This window comes from Sporosarcina siberiensis, from assembly GCF_042681925.1.
Lineage (GTDB): Bacteria > Bacillota > Bacilli > Bacillales_A > Planococcaceae > Sporosarcina > Sporosarcina siberiensis.
Genome location: NZ_JBHUGI010000034.1, coordinates 302,643 through 316,333, shown reverse-complemented (window position 1 = coordinate 316,333; position 13,691 = coordinate 302,643). Strand labels below are relative to the sequence as shown.

Sequence of the window (13,691 nt, the reverse complement as noted above, 5' to 3'; positions counted from 1 at the left end):
TATAGTACGTAGATATTTATAATAACCGCAAGAAGCGACTTTGCAAATAGCATCGGGTATATTCCATTTCTTTAGACTATTCCATAAAGTTCGGTCTACTCTTTGCTTATTAATTCTTGTTATGTGCGAGAACAGTCCTGCCACTAGAATTATTTACTAGCCAACAATAGTTTGTGTCATAAGGCTTATGCCAAGAAAACAACGAATGACCTAAGCCGTCAAACAGCACTAGAGCAAGGATTGATGAAAGGTGATGTGTATTGAGTTTGAAGCTCTAGGAAACATTTAATCAGCATAACTCTAAGAAGATGGACAATTACTAATATACTAAGTATTAAAAAGTGTTGGAATATTGGTGAAACAATAGTATGATAAAACTTAAGACGAATAATGTCTTTGCAAGGAAAAAAAATGGGGAGGTTTTAAATGTATGAAGTTGAAAAAATGGTCGTTTTTCCTAGCTCTGGTTTTGGTAATGAGTCTATTTTTAGCTGCTTGCGGTGGAGATGAAAAGGAAGAGGGGAAAACGGACGAACCCGACAAAACGGTAGAAACAGAAAAAGAGGACGATAAAGAAAAAGATGAAGGTACAGCAGAAGGAACTTCAGAACAGGTTCTAAACTTGAACATTAAATCAGAACCACCATCACTAAATCCCGGTTCAGCAACAGACACTACTTCTGGTGCAGTATTGTATCAAACATTTGAGGGGTTAATGCGTATTAACCAAGAAGGTGTAATCGAAGAAGCGATGGCAGAGAGTGCTGAAATGTCTGAAGATGGAATGACTTATACGTTCAAAATTCGTGAAAATGCAAAATGGTCAAATGGAGATGCTGTAACGGCTAAAGACTTCGAATATGCTTGGAAATGGGTGTTAGATCCAGCAAATGCTGATACAGACTACGCCTACCAATTGTATATGATTAAAGGTGCTCAAGATGCTAAGGAAAATGGTGGGTCATTAGATGATGTAGGTATTACAGTAGAAGATGATCAAACACTAGTTGTTCAGTTGGCACAACCAACTGCTTATTTCCTTGAATTAACAGCATTCTACACATATTTCCCAGTTAACCATCAGGTTACTGCAGGAAATGCAGGTTGGGCTAATGACATGTCTGATGACTATGTGACGAATGGTCCATTCCTTATGTCCGAATGGAAGCATAAAGATAAAGTTGTTCTTACAAAAAACCCAGAGTATTGGGATGCTGATACAGTAAAACTAGAAACGATTAACATGTTGATGATTGAAGATGAAAACACTGCAAAACAAATGTATGATGCGGGAGAATTAGATTGGTTAGGTTCGCCAACGGACTCAATCCCATTGGCAGCGATTCCGGCATACAAAAAGGAAGATATTTTAAACATATCTCCACTAGCTGGCGTTTACTACTACGCATTTAACGTAGAAGAAGAGCCATTTACAAACGTGAATATTCGTAAAGCATTTGCTTTAGCAATTAATCGTGAAGGTATTGTTACAAACATCACACAAGCTGAGCAACAACCAGCTATGGCGTTAGTACCACCTTCTATTTTCGAAGAGAATTCAAAAGGTTACTTTAACGATAATGATGTTGAAAAAGCAAAAGAGTATCTAGCTAAAGGCTTAGAAGAATTAGGGCTAGATAAATTACCACCTGTTAAACTTTCATATAATACAAGTGAAGCACATGGTTCTATCGCACAAGCGGTACAAGACATGTGGAAAGAAAATCTTGGAGTAGATATCGAGCTTACAAACGCAGAGTGGGCTGTATATCTTGACTCAATGGGCGCAGGAGATTTCCAAATTGGTCGTATGGGTTGGTTAGCAGACTTTAACGATTCGATTAACTTCCTAGAAATCTTTGAAACTATTGGTGGAAACAACTATACCAATTGGGAAAGTGCTGAGTATCAAGAATTATTGAAGCAATCACGAGTTGAAATTGATCCAGAAGCTCGAGACGTTCTCTTACGTAAAGCTGAAGCAATCTTCATGGATGAGCTTCCAATCTCACCAGTTTACTTCTACACAAACGTGTGGACGAACAAGGAATACGTTAAAGATGTTGAAGTATCACCGCTTGGACAAGTTCAGTACAAATGGGGATATATCGACGGAAAGTAATAAAATCTAGCATATTTGTATAGGTAATCAATAGGAGGTGATCTATTCTCACCTCCAATTTTTTGTCTAAATAGATAAATGAGAAATGAGATTAGACTTCTTAGAATTACGGAGGTGTTATCGTTTGGTTAGATATTTACTGAAAAGGATTGGATACATATTACTTTCACTCTTTTTTATTGTGTCCATTACGTTTGCTTTGATGAAATTAGCTCCTGGGGGTCCTTTTACTTCCGAACGGAAAACCTCTCCAGCAATTGAAGAGCAAATGAAAGAAGCTTATGGTCTAAACGATCCGATTCACGAACAGTATTTTAAGTATCTTATTAATGCCGCTCAATTAGATTTTGGACCTTCTTTTAAGTACGAAGGACAGGAAGTTATGGATATTATCAAGAGAAGTTTCCCATACTCTTTGATTTTGGGGTTGGAGTCCATTTTTATAGCTTTAGGTTTTGGGGTATTATTTGGTGCGATAGCCGCAATTAGGCATAACCGAATGGGTGACTATACCGTAATGATCATTGCAATACTTGGCATTTCAGTACCTAGCTTTATTATGGCAACTATTCTTCAATATATATTTTCAATTAAATTGGAATTGCTACCAATAGCTCGATTTGAGTCCTTTGCACATACGATTTTACCGGCATTTGCTCTAGCGACAACACCTCTTGCTTTTATCGCAAGACTCATGCGTTCAAGCATGTTAGATGTACTTAGTGCAGATTATATTAAAACTGCAAAGTCAAAAGGATTAAGTGAGCAAGTTGTTATTTATAGACATGCATTACGAAATGCGATATTACCAGTAGTGTCCTATTTAGGACCATTAGTTGCGGGCATATTAACTGGTAGTTTTATCATAGAAAAGATATTTGCTATCCCTGGTTTAGGAAGTGAGTTTGTAGTAAGTATTACAAACCGAGACTATACCGTAATTATGGGAACTACAGTGTTTTTTAGTATGATTTTACTCGTTTCCATACTGATTGTGGATCTGATTTACGGATTGATTGATCCACGAATCAAAGTAACTGGAAAGGGGGCCAATCACTCATGACGCAAAACCAAATTAAAAACTCTGATTTCGATAGATTAGACGTGAACTTTGCAGAAGCTGAAAGAATTGTAGGTAAAAGTACTTCATTTTGGAAGGATGCTTGGCGTCGTTTCAAGAAAAACAAACTTGCACTTTTCGGTGTTGGTGTAATTATCTTATTAGCAATTATGGCACTTATTGGCGAGATGATCTCGGGACACACGTATCAAACAACAAATTTAATGAATGCAAATAAATCACCAAATGGCGATCACTGGTTTGGAACAGATAATCTTGGGAGAGATGTATTTGCGAGAACGTGGTATGGTGCGAAAATTTCTTTGTTTATCGCCCTGATGGCCTCTTTAATCGATTTAATTATCGGTGTTATTTGGGGTGCTCTTGCAGGATTTTATGGCGGCAAAGTAGATGAATATCTTATGCGTATTGCTGATATTTTGTATGGCGTGCCCTATTTACTTGTTGTTATTTTATTAATGGTTATTATGCCGAAAGGTTTATGGACTATGATTCTTGCGATGACGATAACAGGGTGGATTAGTATGGCTAGAATTGTGCGTGGCCAGGTAATGCAATTGAGGTCATCTGAGTATATACTCGCATCCAGCTCGCTCGGTGCAAGTAGCACTAGATTGCTAGTGAAGCATCTCATACCTAATACACTTGGCCCAATTCTCGTGACTTTAACATTAACGATACCAACAGCAATATTTACGGAGGCGTTTTTGAGTTATCTTGGTTTAGGTGTCCCTGCACCTCAAGCTAGTTGGGGTACGATGTCGAATGATGCTTTATCTTCCTTTGAGTATTATCCGCACCAGCTCTTTTTTCCAGCATTCTTCATCTGTTTGACGATTCTGGCATTTAATGTCATCGGTGATGGGTTAAGAGATGCACTGGATCCGAAAGATCGTAAATAAAGGGAGGACTAAAAATGAAAAAAGTACTAGAGGTAAAGGATCTTTCCATCTCATTTGAAACATATGGAGCCGATGTACAGGCTGTCCGTGGCGTTTCCTTTCATTTACATGAAAAAGAAACGTTGGCAATTGTCGGTGAATCAGGATCTGGGAAAACTGTAACTGCCAATTCTATAATGCGTCTGATTCCTACTCCTCCAGGTAAATATTCTGGAGGAACGATTTTATTCGAAGGGGAAGATTTAACGCAGAAATCGGAGAAGCAGATGCAAAATATTCGTGGTAAAGATATAAGCATGATTTTCCAGGACCCAATGACATCTATTAACCCGACGATGCGAATCGGGACACAAATTGCTGAGGGTCTTATTAAGCACCAGAAATTGTCGAAAAAACAAGCACATATGCGCGGGATTGAACTGCTGAAATTGGTAGGAATTCCAAATCCTGAGACCCGTATTAGGCAGTTCCCGCATCAATACTCGGGAGGAATGCGACAGCGGGCAATGATAGCGATTGCATTGGCCTGTAATCCTAAAATACTTATTGCTGATGAACCCACAACTGCCCTTGATGTAACAATTCAGGCTCAAATTCTTGAACTCATGCGTGAGATACAAGAGCGAACAGGAACTGCAATCATTTTAATTACCCATGATTTAGGGGTTGTAGCGAATGCTGCTGACCGAGTTGCAGTAATGTACGGTGGGAAAATTGTTGAAACAGGCAATGTGGATGAAATTTTCTATAATCCGAAACACCCCTACACTTGGGGACTTTTGGGCTCAATGCCGAAGTTGGACAGTAGAGGCAAAGAGTTACAAGCGATTCCAGGATCACCACCAGATTTAGCGGATCCACCAACCGGATGTCCGTTTGTGACAAGATGCCCATATGCTATGAAAGTTTGTGAAGCTCACATGCCTGAGCACACACATTTGTCAAAGACACAACAAACAGCTTGTTGGCTATTAGATGAACGTTCGCCGAAAGTAGAAAAACCTGAATCGGCATTTGTTGGAGGTGTAAGAGGACATGGATAAAGGTCGGGAAAAGTTACTGGAAATTAAACAGCTGAAAAAACATTTTCAAATCGACCGTGGAAGTGTCCTGAAGGCCGTTGACGGGATCACATTTGACATATATAAAGGCGAAACGTTCGGTTTGGTCGGAGAGTCGGGGTGTGGAAAGTCTACTGCGGGACGAACGATTATGCGGCTTTATGAAGCAACTGAGGGAGAAGTAGTATTTAAGGGCGAGGATGTACATGCGAAAAAATCGAAAAAAGATCTCATTAAGTTTAATCGCAGTATGCAAATGATTTTCCAGGATCCTTATGCTTCATTAAACCCTAGAATGACGGTAAAAGATATTGTTGCAGAAGGTCTAGATATTCATAAACTCGTAAATACGAAAGCGGAACGGACAGCTCGTGTTAATGAATTATTGGAAACGGTTGGATTGAATAGTGAACATGGAAACAGATACCCACATGAATTCAGTGGTGGTCAGCGACAGCGAATTGGGATTGCTCGTGCCTTAGCCGTAGACCCAGAATTCATTGTAGCGGACGAACCGATTTCTGCATTGGATGTTTCTATTCAAGCGCAAGTTGTAAACTTGCTGGGGAGATTACAGAAAGAACGGGGATTGACCTATTTATTTATCGCCCATGATTTATCGATGGTAAAACATATTAGTGATCGTGTAGGCGTTATGTATTTGGGGAATATGGCCGAAATCGCAACCAGTGATGATTTATATGAAGATCCCATGCACCCATACACACAAGCATTGCTGAGCGCAATACCGATATCAGACCCAGAAGTAGAACGAAGCCGTGAAAGAATTCTCATTGAAGGCGACTTACCAAGTCCAATTAATCCGCCTAGCGGGTGTCGTTTTAGGACGAGATGCCCTCATGTGATGGATGTTTGCAGTGAGATCCGACCTGAATTCAAAGAGCATAAGCCTGAACATTGGGTAGCGTGTCACCTTTACGATGAAGAACATAATAAAGAACACAAAGCAAGACTGAAATAGGGGGCCAATGCCTTTTATGTAATTAGGGTACGTTCCGCAAAATTAAATTGAAGAAATGAGTTTGCCTACAAAGAAGGAAATGCCCGTCACACAACTATGAAAAGTTGTGTGACGGGCATTTTTATAAAATAATTATTTTTTATCTTCTTTTTCAGGCGTATCTTCTTCAGTGTTGTTTTGAGTAGAAGTGGGGTCCTTTTTGATTTTGTAATACTTTTCGGCACCCAGTCCACCTTCGTCAATCATGTCTGAAATTTCTTCTGTCCGCATTTCAGATTCTACTTTAACTTTTACTCTTTTATCTTTTGTCATTGTTAATCCTCCTATTCGTAAGGTGTTATAGTGTGTTTACCTTAAAAACTTGATTTTGAAACGAGCATGTTCAGTTTGTAACAAGTACCTCTATAGTTTAAGTATAAGACTCAGACGGCCTAAAGTCCAAATAAGAGTACATCAACTAGTAATGTCCCGTAATCTCTACCACCATGATTTGAACTTGTGTTTATTCTAATACATTCATTTTCTATCCTTGCGCTAGAAGATTTATTGTAGATCTTTTCGGAGCAGTTCAGCTGCTGAAAGTGCTTTTAAGTCTTGAAAAATTTCATCAGGTTTGTTAGCTTCTCCAATAATATATCCTTCAAAAGGTAGTCCTATAAAGTTGAAAATATGTTGAAACTGCTGAATCATAGGCAATGCCTTCATATAAGGATTATCTCCACCCACCGCAATTACATATGCCTTTTTGGATGCCAATTGCTGTTTGAAATCTTGATAATTTGAGTCTCTTAATGTTTGAGAAAATCGATCCACAAAGTTTTTCATTATTCCAGTCATACTGTACCAATAAACCGGAGTGGAAAATATAATGACATCGTGCTTTAGAATTCGATCAATAATTGAGTTGTACTCGTCATTAACTTCCGGAAATCCTTCCTCTGCATGACGCATATCGATTATAGGTTCAATTAAAAAATCCTTCAGATGGATTTCTTCAACTTCAATACCTTCTATTACTTTCTTCGTTAATATCTCGGTGTTACCATTTGGACGGCCACCGCCGTATAGAACTACAATACTCATGATTTCTCATCCTTTCAAAGTATGGTTGTTTATTTATTCTAACAATTCATAGTATATAATGGAAATTGAAATCAGTAAAACGAGCCTGATTGTCTGCCTGTTAAATAAGTAAGTCAAGACTCTTCAACATTCTAAAAAGCGTACCTGTTCAGAACGGGTACGCGTAAATTCTTATAAACTAAATTTCACACCGATTTTTTCATCAGGGGACAACTGACTATCCCATAAAACATAACTCTTTTCCATCATCGAGCGTGCCAGTTCTTCTGCTTGTTGATGATCACCAGTTAATGCAACTGCCATCAATTCTTTGTAATAATTTAATGACTCTTCACGACGGAAAGAATGGTCAAAGTATTTGATAGCCATTTTAACATAGGCGGGTTCAAAGCTATTGAGCACTAATGAAAAAATAGGATTCTCCGATAATATTGCCAACTCTTTCTGGATCTTCCAATCGTATATCGCAAAACTTTCCTTACTATCTACTAATTCATCCATTTGCGAAAGTAAGCCGACAACTTTAGGATGATTGAGCAGTACGGCCTTTTTTACATATTGTGGCGTCATCGCAATACGCATTTCTAAAAAGTAAAGTACAAAAGCATCGGGTACTTGGTCAAAGTATTGAACAATATCTACGATTGTAGTGATATTTCCCCCGTACCAATAATCATTCACAATCGCCGACTGACCTTTTCTTAATGTGAGCCAACCACCATGGCTTAATCTTTGCAATACTTCCCTAATTGCAGGTCGGCCTACTTGATGTATAGACGCTAACTCTCTTTCTGTTTGTATTTGGCTTCCTGCTAAATAGTCTCCCTGAAGAATTGCTTTGATCATTTCTTTTTCAATGACCGCAGTTCGATTCATTGCAATATCCCCTCTCGATAAACCTTTCAAACAGTCAGTTGTCGCATTCAAGCACGCTTCTCCAAATTCCGCGCAGTCTCACTTTTCTCTACGGAATTCTGATCCTTATACGTACCAAACGTTTTATCAATAGACGTATGCGTTACACCAAACCAATAGTTTTCATTTTTAAAGTGATGCCAAAGATGCGCTTTCTTCATTTTCTTTCCCATTTCCGTTCGTGGTTGAATAGGTTTATGAGCAATATAGTGCTTCCATTCATAATACATAAAGTAGGCGATTAATCCGGAGAGGAAAGCAATCGTCAATTGTGTACTTCCTGTTATCAAATAGAAAACTCCTGCTGCGATTAACCCGTTTGGAAGGCTGAACCAAAGCGGTAGGAATAAGAGTTTTAAATTATTAGGGTCGAGATGATGATCAAAGTGTAAGCGTTTAATCGTTTTTAGTAAAAAGGGATTTGTGGGTGTCTTCATATGAAACAAAAATCTGTGGAATAAATACTCACTCATCGCATATGTTCCCATTCCTATGATGAAAGCAATCCAGGTTCCAATATGTAGCATATTTAAAGTAGTGTAGATCATGAGTGGAACAAATAAGAGAAGCATGATTGCGATATCTGGAAATGTAATAAACTCCTTAAAATACGTTCTGTTCAATAAAATTCCCCCCTATATTAATTTTCCATGAAACAGTTCAATCAAATCCACTTTTGGTAAGACCAGATATACTCTTGGTACTACCGAAATTATATAGTATTCAGAAAATATAGTCAAGTCGTTCGAGAAAAAGAGAAACAGTATGGTTCAAGCATGGTATTGATTACTTTTTCGAGAAATTATCATAAAATCCTAACCTAATCATTTTAATGGTAAAAGAACTGTATTTACTGGGATTTACTGTGAAAATCAAAAACTATTGAATTTAGTTTCATAGTTGATTATCTGAGGTGTCGCAATAATAAGAGTATTGGGAAGGTTGTATGAGTAACATCTGGAGCGTGTTTTATTATTTAGAAAGCAATTAACTCTAGTTAGATAAAAGAGCCTATGTAAGAATGAAAATGGATTACCGGTTGACACTGCTACTTGACAACTTTACTATGAAGACAATGTCAAATGCATTCGCGTTTGTTACATTTTAAAGAGATTACCCATTGTTCAGGCTATCTGAAACTAGTTGAGTGGGTGGATGGATTTAAGTATGTTAGTAGGTTTCGAGATAATGAAAGTGTCTTTCATGTCAGCGAATCATCACTATATAAAGCTGTTTTTAAATTTTTGAAAAGGCGCTCTTTTTTGCACTTCATACTGCAAGGCAAAAAATCAGCCCGTTTTGACCGTATTGCCTGTTTCATCCCAATTTGGCGATATGTGTACCTTTAATACCTTGTTATATCCACTAGAAATACTACGCTATGCAAACCAAGGATGCTTCGGGTCGACGTGACTTGGTATGCACTACCTCAATATAATTACACAACCAAAAAACAACTCGCTAGTTAGAAAAGGCATTTCTCTGCCAACTTTTAAGAATCCTCAACAATGGTGATCAAGAAAAATCATTTATTTTATTGATAAATGAAAAGACTTGGAGGAAATACTTTTGTCAATGGAGAAAAAGAGTCAAGTAGCAGTCTTAGAACGAAAAGAGGAACTTCTATTTAGAACTCCGACAGAAGAAGATGGAAAAGATGTATGGCAGCTAATTAAAAATACTGGTGTGCTCGATTTAAATTCTTCTTATAGCTATTTAATGTGGTCTAAGTTTTTTGATGAAACCAGTATTGTAGTAGAAACGAACAAACAAATTGTCGGTTTTATATCAGGATTTATACAACCAAAATCTGCTGATACGTTATTTGTATGGCAAGTGGCAGTCGATGAATCGGCACGAGGTAAAGGCCTTGCCTCACGAATGCTTCATGAGAATTTGCATAGTGATGCCTGTCGGAATATTCGTTATTTAGAAGCTACGATTGGTCCTTCAAACGAAGCATCCCAAGCACTATTTTTGAAATTAGCGCGTGATTTGAAAACAACTTGCAAAGTAACAGAGTGTTTCACGGAAAACCAGTTCCCAGGTAGTGGGCACGAAGATGAATTATTATTCACAATCGGTCCGTTTTAACCGGGATAACATATGTCGAGATCTATTTTAATGAATTAAAAATTGAACGAAAAGTAATGGAGGAATGTAAAACCAATGGTTACAACAAAAGAAAAAAATTCGATGGAAACATTTGAAAAGCATGAGTCACAAGTAAGAAGTTATAGTCGTAGTTTTCCAAAAATGTTCAACAAAGCAAAAGGGCATAAAATTTGGGATACGGATGGAAAAGAGTATATTGACTTCTTTGCAGGTGCAGGCGCTTTAAATTACGGCCATAATGATGACAAGATGAAAGAGAAAATCGTCGAATACATTATGGAAGATGGTATTTCTCATAGTTTAGATATGGGAACTGTCGTCCGTGCAAAGTTTCTTGAGAAATTCAGTGAAGTTATTTTGAAACCAAGAAAACTTGATTACAAAGTAATGTTCCCTGGACCAACAGGTACCAACACTGTTGAGAGCGCTTTAAAAATTGCTAGAAAAGTTACGGGACGGACGAATATTATTAGTTTTACAAATGCTTTCCACGGAATGACATTGGGATCACTGTCTGTAACGGGTAATTCATTTAACCGTGATGGTGCAGGTGTGCCACTAAATAATACAGTGCCGATGCCTTATGAAACGTTCATGGATGATGATAACTCATTAGACTTTTTGAAAAGTTACCTTTCGGATACAGGAAGTGGTCTGGATTTGCCGGCTGCGATTATTTTAGAAACTGTACAAGGTGAAGGTGGCATTAATGCCGCAAGTTTTGAATGGTTACAGGAAATTGAAAAATTATGTCGTCGTTACGATATGTTGCTTATTGTTGATGATGTTCAAGCGGGTTGTGGACGTACAGGTACGTTCTTTAGCTTTGAACCAGCGGGTGTTAAGCCAGACATCGTCTGTTTGTCGAAATCGATTGGTGGATATGGTTTACCGATGGCAATCACACTGATAAAACCCGAACATGATATTTGGGAGCCAGGCGAGCATAATGGTACTTTCCGTGGAAATAACATGGCGATTGTTGCTGCAACAGAAGCGCTAACGTATTGGGAAAATGATAAGCTAGCGAATTCCATTCAAGAGAAATCAAAAGTAATCAAAACTCGCTTCGAAAAAATCGTAAAAGATTATCCTGAACTAAATGCAACTACACGTGGACGTGGGTTTATGCGTGGTATTGCATGTGGTGAAGGAAAAGAAGATTATGCGGGCAAAATATGTGAAAAAGCTTTTGAAAAAGGACTTATCATTGAAACGGCAGGACCGAGTGGGGAAGTTGTTAAATTTCTAGGTCCTCTAACAATTGACAATGAAGGTCTCAATAAAGGGTTAGATATTTTAGAAGAAGCAATTGAAGAAGTTCTTAACAATTAATCGCAAAATATAAGGAGAGATATAATAATGATTGTACGTACACTTGATGAAATTATTGGTACAGAAAATGAAACAAAATCAGAAACATGGGCAAGCCGTCGCTATCTTTTAAAGAAGGACGGCATGGGGTTTTCGTTTCATGAAACAATTATTTATGCAGGAACTGAAACACATATTCACTACAAAAACCATTTAGAAGCGGTTTTTTGTGTTGGTGGTGACGGTGAAATTGAAACTGTTTCAGATGGTAAGATTTATCCTATTAAAGATGGAACGATGTACGCGCTCGATGAAAATGACGAGCATTACTTGCGCGGCGGAAAAGAAGACATGCGGATGATTTGCGTCTTTAACCCTCCGATTGTGGGAACGGAAACACATGATGAAAATGGTGTTTACGCGCTCATAGAAGACTAATAAAATAAAAAGTAAAGCCCTGCGATCAGAAAAATGGCCGCAGGGCTTTTTTTATTGCGCAATCACAATGGACGTCCACTGTGCGTGAGATTTGTAGGGAGAGAGCAGGTAGATGGCGAAAAGGGCAATGCTAGACCATTGATAGAACTGTTTTTAGATAGGGCTCTAACCCTTCCTGTGTGGTTTTTAATGTTTTACATCTCGGATGTAAATATGTGAAAAATACAACCCCCTCAGTTTTATAGGGAGTTGCATTGGTTTTATAGAATATGTGTTTTGCTTGGGCGTGATTTAAAACGAGTCTTCAAAATCTTGATCCCAATTATACGAATAGAAACGTTCGTATTGGAACCATTTGAGTGCCTCGGGGTCCTTGTCTGCAAGTTTTTGTTCCATCCCTTGCATCATCCAAACCGTTTGGGAAGCGTGTGCAGTTAATGTTGCAATTTTTTTCGCTTGAGCATGTTGAATATCATGAATGATATCGGGTTGTCCGAGTACTTCAACAGTATTATTTGCGAAGGCAATTGTGTAAAGTGCCGGTCGATCTTCCTCAGGCATTCTTCTGACTGCTCGAACAACTGCGCGCGCAGATGCATCGTGGTCAGGGTGAACTGAGAGTCCCGGGTAGAAGGATATCACTAATGATGGATTCGTTTCATCTATTAAATCTGTTACGAGTTTCACCATTTTTTCATCGTCTTCAAATTCTATTGTTTTATCTCTTAATCCCATAAATCTTAAGTCATCAAGTCCCATTGCATCACATGCTTTTTGTAGTTCTGCTTTACGGATTTGTGGTAATGTTTCTCTATTTGCAAAAGGTGGATTACCTAGGTTCCGTCCCATTTCACCAAGCGTTAAGCATGCGTATGTAACAGGTACACCCATTTCACGATACGTTGAAATCGTGCCCGCAATTCCAAAAGCTTCATCATCTGGATGGGGGAGTACGATGAGTACATGGCGTTCTTTTTTTATCATACAATTTTCCTCCTTAAGCGTGTATTAATATGTGAACGGTGTTTCACTTATTTCAAGTGCGACCGCAAGTTTTCCCTCTTCGTCAAGACCCGCCATAAGTAGACGACCGTGTTCGTCGAGTTCGTAATGTGTAATTCCTTGTGCATAAATCCAACCAGATGGGAGTTTCAATCCGATTCGATGTGGTGCATCGCCAGCAACTTTTCCGAGTTCAAAATTAATAACGACGTTTCGGATAAACGCTCCTGCATTTAAAGTGTTCCCTCTGAGATGACCCGCATATGAACCATTCGTCGTTTCAAGATGAATGTAAACATCTTTATTTTCGAACGAAGTAATTAATTGTTGTAGGTGTTCGGGTTGTACAATTTCCATAATGAATCCTCCTTAAACCTTTGGCATTGCCTTGTTCTAGTATATAGAAAATAGATATTAAATGCGATTTGTCTGTTTCGTAAATTGGTTTTCGCGAGTCTTGCTGAGTGGGTGTGTAATGAAGCGTTGCGAAGTTTGTTCGAAACGTTGAGAAGTTCTCCGAAAACGTTGTGAAGTTTGATCGAAGTGTTGCGAGGTTTGGAAAGCGTTGCGAAGTTTGTTCGAAGTGTTGCGAGGTTCTCCGAAAGCGTTGCGAAGTTTGATCTGAACGTTGCGAGGTTTCCGTCAAGTAAGTCGTGTCTACAAAAAATAACAACCA

At 38.4% G+C, this 13,691-nt stretch carries 14 protein-coding genes; 8 read left to right on the top strand and 6 right to left on the bottom strand.

The window, feature by feature from the left end; translation table 11 throughout:
* Positions 1-430: 430 nt before the first annotated feature.
* The 5 genes from ACFSFY_RS15495 to ACFSFY_RS15475 all read left to right on the top strand — a co-directional run bounded on the left by ACFSFY_RS15495 (position 431) and on the right by ACFSFY_RS15475 (position 6,148).
* Complete coding sequence (locus ACFSFY_RS15495; RefSeq protein WP_381539583.1) at positions 431-2,122, top strand: peptide ABC transporter substrate-binding protein; 1,692 nt, start codon at positions 431-433, stop codon at positions 2,120-2,122.
* Between the two features lie 124 nt (positions 2,123-2,246).
* Positions 2,247-3,185 carry an ABC transporter permease gene (locus ACFSFY_RS15490; protein WP_381539582.1) on the top strand — a complete coding sequence of 313 codons (939 nt, stop codon included), beginning with the start codon at positions 2,247-2,249 and terminating at the stop codon, positions 3,183-3,185.
* On the top strand, positions 3,182-4,105 hold the full coding sequence (locus ACFSFY_RS15485; RefSeq protein ID WP_381539580.1) for an ABC transporter permease: 924 nt from the start codon (positions 3,182-3,184) through the stop codon (positions 4,103-4,105). The genes ACFSFY_RS15490 and ACFSFY_RS15485 overlap by 4 nt, the downstream gene beginning before the upstream one ends.
* 14 nt (positions 4,106-4,119) lie before the next feature.
* Positions 4,120-5,148 carry an ABC transporter ATP-binding protein gene (locus ACFSFY_RS15480; protein WP_381539578.1) on the top strand — a complete coding sequence of 343 codons (1,029 nt, stop codon included), beginning with the start codon at positions 4,120-4,122 and terminating at the stop codon, positions 5,146-5,148.
* Positions 5,141-6,148, top strand: a complete 1,008-nt coding sequence (locus tag ACFSFY_RS15475) for an ABC transporter ATP-binding protein (RefSeq protein WP_381539576.1) — start codon at positions 5,141-5,143, stop codon at positions 6,146-6,148. The genes ACFSFY_RS15480 and ACFSFY_RS15475 overlap by 8 nt, the downstream gene beginning before the upstream one ends.
* Before the next feature lie 132 nt (positions 6,149-6,280).
* On the opposite strand, the gene ACFSFY_RS15470 is transcribed toward ACFSFY_RS15475, so the two are convergent.
* The 4 genes from ACFSFY_RS15470 to ACFSFY_RS15455 all read right to left on the bottom strand — a co-directional run bounded on the left by ACFSFY_RS15470 (position 6,281) and on the right by ACFSFY_RS15455 (position 8,769).
* Entirely contained in the window at positions 6,281-6,460 is a 180-nt protein-coding gene (locus ACFSFY_RS15470) for a hypothetical protein (protein WP_381539574.1), read from the bottom strand.
* 231 nt (positions 6,461-6,691) lie between these two features.
* Positions 6,692-7,231: a flavodoxin family protein gene (locus tag ACFSFY_RS15465; protein WP_381539572.1), complete on the bottom strand. Its 540-nt coding sequence runs from the start codon at positions 7,229-7,231 to the stop codon at positions 6,692-6,694.
* A 171-nt stretch (positions 7,232-7,402) separates the two neighbouring features.
* A complete protein-coding gene (locus tag ACFSFY_RS15460) occupies positions 7,403-8,107 on the bottom strand; it encodes a GntR family transcriptional regulator (RefSeq protein WP_381539570.1) in 705 nt (234 codons plus the stop codon).
* Between the two features lie 47 nt (positions 8,108-8,154).
* Entirely contained in the window at positions 8,155-8,769 is a 615-nt protein-coding gene (locus ACFSFY_RS15455; RefSeq protein ID WP_381539567.1) for a sterol desaturase family protein, read from the bottom strand.
* Positions 8,770-9,721: 952 nt separating this feature from the next.
* On the opposite strand from ACFSFY_RS15455, the gene ectA reads away from it, so the two are divergent.
* The 3 genes from ectA to ACFSFY_RS15440 all read left to right on the top strand — a co-directional run bounded on the left by ectA (position 9,722) and on the right by ACFSFY_RS15440 (position 12,013).
* The gene (gene ectA, locus ACFSFY_RS15450) at positions 9,722-10,240 is read left to right on the top strand and encodes a diaminobutyrate acetyltransferase (RefSeq protein ID WP_381539651.1); all 519 of its coding nucleotides are present in this window, start codon (positions 9,722-9,724) and stop codon (positions 10,238-10,240) included.
* 75 nt (positions 10,241-10,315) lie between these two features.
* Positions 10,316-11,596 (top strand): diaminobutyrate--2-oxoglutarate transaminase, encoded by a 1,281-nt coding sequence (gene ectB, locus ACFSFY_RS15445; RefSeq protein WP_381539566.1) that lies wholly within the window; start codon positions 10,316-10,318, stop codon positions 11,594-11,596.
* Positions 11,597-11,623: 27 nt separating this feature from the next.
* Entirely contained in the window at positions 11,624-12,013 is a 390-nt protein-coding gene (locus tag ACFSFY_RS15440; protein ID WP_381539564.1) for an ectoine synthase, read from the top strand.
* A gap of 291 nt (positions 12,014-12,304) precedes the next feature.
* Here the strand turns inward: ACFSFY_RS15440 and bshB2 are convergent, their stop codons facing one another.
* On the bottom strand, positions 12,305-12,997 hold the full coding sequence (gene bshB2 / locus ACFSFY_RS15435) for a bacillithiol biosynthesis deacetylase BshB2 (RefSeq protein WP_381539562.1): 693 nt from the start codon (positions 12,995-12,997) through the stop codon (positions 12,305-12,307).
* Positions 12,998-13,021: 24 nt separating this feature from the next.
* Positions 13,022-13,372 (bottom strand): YojF family protein, encoded by a 351-nt coding sequence (locus ACFSFY_RS15430; protein WP_381539560.1) that lies wholly within the window; start codon positions 13,370-13,372, stop codon positions 13,022-13,024.
* Positions 13,373-13,691: the final 319 nt, after the last annotated feature.

Bases quoted from the DNA above. Each gene is read 5' to 3' on its own strand.
- ectA (WP_381539651.1), top strand. From the start codon at position 9,722: ATGGAGAAAAAGAGTCAAGTAGCAGTCTTAGAACGAAAAGAGGAACTT.
- ACFSFY_RS15465 (WP_381539572.1), bottom strand. From the start codon at position 7,231: ATGAGTATTGTAGTTCTATACGGCGGTGGCCGTCCAAATGGTAACACC.
- ACFSFY_RS15480 (WP_381539578.1), top strand. From the start codon at position 4,120: ATGAAAAAAGTACTAGAGGTAAAGGATCTTTCCATCTCATTTGAAACA.
- ACFSFY_RS15470 (WP_381539574.1), bottom strand. From the start codon at position 6,460: ATGACAAAAGATAAAAGAGTAAAAGTTAAAGTAGAATCTGAAATGCGG.
- ACFSFY_RS15475 (WP_381539576.1), top strand. From the start codon at position 5,141: ATGGATAAAGGTCGGGAAAAGTTACTGGAAATTAAACAGCTGAAAAAA.
- ectB (WP_381539566.1), top strand. From the start codon at position 10,316: ATGGTTACAACAAAAGAAAAAAATTCGATGGAAACATTTGAAAAGCAT.
- ACFSFY_RS15485 (WP_381539580.1), top strand. From the start codon at position 3,182: ATGACGCAAAACCAAATTAAAAACTCTGATTTCGATAGATTAGACGTG.
- ACFSFY_RS15495 (WP_381539583.1), top strand. From the start codon at position 431: ATGAAGTTGAAAAAATGGTCGTTTTTCCTAGCTCTGGTTTTGGTAATG.
- ACFSFY_RS15440 (WP_381539564.1), top strand. From the start codon at position 11,624: ATGATTGTACGTACACTTGATGAAATTATTGGTACAGAAAATGAAACA.
- ACFSFY_RS15460 (WP_381539570.1), bottom strand. From the start codon at position 8,107: ATGAATCGAACTGCGGTCATTGAAAAAGAAATGATCAAAGCAATTCTT.
- bshB2 (WP_381539562.1), bottom strand. From the start codon at position 12,997: ATGATAAAAAAAGAACGCCATGTACTCATCGTACTCCCCCATCCAGAT.
- ACFSFY_RS15430 (WP_381539560.1), bottom strand. From the start codon at position 13,372: ATGGAAATTGTACAACCCGAACACCTACAACAATTAATTACTTCGTTC.